Here is a 3,365-nt window from a genome sequence, read left to right on the forward strand (position 1 = left end):
AGATTTTAATAAGAAAGAAATTAATACAATTGATATGATTCGAGTATTGGGTATTGATTATATTGATAACCAGTATAGTATCATTGCTTTATATGGAATTGGTGGCCCGGATACGATTAATGGGGACATTGAAACGATTGAAGCGAGAGGAAATACGCTGTTTGAAGCATTTGAGAATCTAAAGAAGAAAAATCAAAAAGACCTTTCTTTTGCCTATACGAGTTTTTATTTGCTTGGGCAAGGCCTTGCAGAGCATGGAATTGATGAGACGATTCAGTTTTTAATTAAAGATGAAACGATTAAAATCAATGCGCTTATGTATATTGTGAAAGAGGGAAAAGCGGCGACTGTGATGAAAGATGCACAGGAAGAAAAAGTGATGATTCATGATGATTTGAAAGCATTAATTCAAAAACGTTTAGACACTGTCACAAGAAATGAAAATACAATTCTGTGGATTTTTGAAGATATTGAAACAGGAAGAACAAGTACAATTATACCATATGTGAACTATGAAGATAAGAAACTGGGATTGGGTGGCTATGCAGCATTCTATAATAACAAGTTAGTTGCCTATCTTGATGAGGATACATCGCTAGGAATTGATTTATTAAAAGGAATTGTTCGGAGTTGTCCGATTTATCTGTCAGCAGGTTATGGTTTGACGATTCATAATGTAAAGACGGTTTTAACACCAACGCTACAGACAAATGGTATAAATGTCAATGTGCAATTGCAATTCGATAGTGTATTACGCAGTATTTCCCATCCGAATCAAATCGTTAACAGAGAGATTCGGAGTCAGATAAAACAGGAACAGACAAAGTATATGATAAGGCTTCTAAATCAAGCAATATCGGTTTCTCAAACAATTAACGTAGATGCCTTTCGTTTGAGCGACATTCTGAAAAATGATAGTACGATATGGACTACTCTAAAAAATCACCAATATGATTTTCTTCAAATTACAAAATTTGATTACACAATTGAGTCAAGGGTAACCAAGTCTAGTGTGTTGGAAGGGTGGAGGTAGAGGATGCTATATATATTTATTATTATCATTATTGCTGTTTCAATAATGAAAGGGAAAGAACTTCTAGATGATAAGATAAAACTATTTTTGTTTTTGCTATTTAGTTTAGCGGCAATTGCTTTAGGTGTTTACTATACAAGTGATCCTTATGGTAATAGTGTGATAGAATCATATACATTATCGTACCAAATAATAGAAGGTGGGTGGTGTCTATGAAAAAGGTGATTACATTTCGTCAGTTATTCTATATGTTTCTAGCATGTTCTGTTACACCAATTCTAACATTGTTGCCAGCGGAACTAGCAGTAGGAAATAGTAGAAGTGCATGTATCAGTGTATTGTTGTCGCTTGTAGCATTAGTACCACTTGCGCTTTTAATTACCTTGTTTATGCAGGCGTATCCACACCATAATTTTTATGAGATTCTTGTCGAACTTATGGGACGTGCTGTTGCGAAAATTATAATGGTATTCTATGGTGCATGGGCGATGGTTTCGTTAGCCACAAAAGTATGGCAATATGCATTAAATCTTCAATCCTCGATTATGTCAAATACGAAGGAGCAAGTATTTTTTATAGCAATTATTATACTTGTTGTATATGCGTTCCTACATGGAGTAAAGACAATATTTCGCTTTGCAGAGTTTATATTAGTTCCGATTCTTCTTATTATAGTAATCTATGTGCTAAGTGCAGTGCCTAATATTCGATTTGATTATATTAAAGTTGCGAATCCGTTAAGTTTCTCGCAACTTTGGCAGCAGGCAGGATTTGTGATAGCGGCCGCGGGAAATATATTATTAATACTAATGTATGGTGATAGTGTAAAGGATTACAGTAAAAGCAAAAAGCTAATATGCAGATTCTTTGTAACCACGATTGTGCTTTTTTGCGTATTACTAATCGTAGTAACGGTTATTTCCTTTGGTCTTGTGGGTAACAATGCAGCAGCTTCTATGGCAACACCTTTTTATGTTGCGATGAAGGGAATATCCGTAATGAATATCGTGGAGAATTTTGAAGCGATTTTAATTATGATTATGTTTCTATCGGATTTTTTAGGAATTTGTCTTTATGCAAGTATATCTATGCGGTGTGTTAAATGGGTATGTTCTGTAAGGAATATAAAGTTCTTGTACGTTCCGTTTGCGGCTTTTATCTACTTCTTGGCATTAACACTTTGTAGGACACAGTTTGATGTTGAGTTTTTGTATAATATTATTATCGTGAAATGGAATCTTGTTATGTTATATGCAATACCATTCTTGTTGATTATTGTGCATTACGGGAAAAAGCTGATTACAAGTATGAAAGCACAAAGAATTAGTGCAAGATAGGCAATGGAGTTTTGCAAGCTACTATATTGATACACAAGTACAGGTAACGTATTGAATAAAAAAGAAAAAACAATTTTCATATCACAGGAAATCAGTTTCGAGTGAATGAAAATTGTTTTTTGCTTTTATTCAGTAATAGATATTACATCTACAGGACAGCTATCACGAGCTTCCTGTGCGGCTTCTGTGCTATCGGAAGGAATATCACCTTCAATTGCTTCGGAAATGTCGTTTTCGTTAAGTGAAAATACTTCTGGACATACGCTTACACATACGCCACAGCTAATGCATCCATCTTGGTCTACTGTTGCTTTCATAGTAGGACTCCTTTCTTGTTTTTGATAAATTCGTTAATAGTATTACCATATTTTCGCAAAACATTCATTCAAATTATTTCATGGTATTCATTCATATGAAGAAGAAAATAAACGTTATGATACGGGAATCATAGTATAGTCTAACAGAATAAGGAAATACTATTTCGGAAAATAGTTATTAGATTATTGATATATATATGCGATAGGAAGGAACAATAGTTATGTTGCTTATAAAAAACGGAAAAATTAAAACGATGGCAGGAGTGGACTTCGATAATGGTTATGTACTTATTGATCAAGGTAAGATTGTAGAGATAGGAAATATATTTAAAGTAGAGAATGAAGATGAAATACAAGTGATTGATGCGAAGGGTAATCTAGTTATGCCGGGCATAATTGAAGCGCATTGCCATGTTGGAATTACGGAAGAGAAGAAGGGCATTGAAGGTGATGATTCAAATGAAAGTTGCAATCCGATTACGCCATATTTGCGAGCGATAGATGCAATTAATCCGATGGATGCCGCTTTTGCAGAAGCTGTACATGCAGGGATTACAGCAGTTATGGTTGGGCCGGGAAGCTCCAATGTTGTAGGAGGACAATTTTTAATTATGAAGACATATGGACGTGTGGTTGATGAGTTAGTTGTCAAGAATCCTGCTGCTATGAAGATTGCAT

The 3,365-nt window shown here is 34.6% G+C and carries 4 protein-coding genes and 1 pseudogene; 4 read left to right on the forward strand and 1 reads right to left on the reverse strand.

The window, feature by feature from the left end:
* From RMR19_RS15170 to RMR19_RS15180, 3 genes are all read left to right on the forward strand, one after another.
* The coding region (locus RMR19_RS15170; protein ID WP_310604342.1) for a Ger(x)C family spore germination protein at positions 1-1,033 on the forward strand (1,033 nt) is incomplete at its 5' end.
* A 3-nt stretch (positions 1,034-1,036) separates the two neighbouring features.
* A complete protein-coding gene (locus tag RMR19_RS15175) occupies positions 1,037-1,249 on the forward strand; it encodes a hypothetical protein (protein ID WP_310604343.1) in 213 nt (70 codons plus the stop codon).
* Positions 1,246-2,370: a GerAB/ArcD/ProY family transporter gene (locus tag RMR19_RS15180; RefSeq protein ID WP_310604344.1), complete on the forward strand. Its 1,125-nt coding sequence runs from the start codon at positions 1,246-1,248 to the stop codon at positions 2,368-2,370. The genes RMR19_RS15175 and RMR19_RS15180 overlap by 4 nt, the downstream gene beginning before the upstream one ends.
* A gap of 125 nt (positions 2,371-2,495) precedes the next feature.
* On the opposite strand, the gene RMR19_RS15185 is transcribed toward RMR19_RS15180, so the two are convergent.
* Positions 2,496-2,687 carry a ferredoxin gene (locus RMR19_RS15185; RefSeq protein WP_310604345.1) on the reverse strand — a complete coding sequence of 64 codons (192 nt, stop codon included), beginning with the start codon at positions 2,685-2,687 and terminating at the stop codon, positions 2,496-2,498.
* Between the two features lie 221 nt (positions 2,688-2,908).
* On the opposite strand from RMR19_RS15185, the pseudogene RMR19_RS15190 reads away from it, so the two are divergent.
* Positions 2,909-3,365: pseudogene (locus RMR19_RS15190) on the forward strand (amidohydrolase); the annotation flags it as partial.

Origin of the sequence: Anaerosporobacter sp. (assembly GCF_031551385.1) — a bacterium.
Taxonomy (GTDB): Bacteria; Bacillota; Clostridia; order Lachnospirales; family Lachnospiraceae; genus Anaerosporobacter.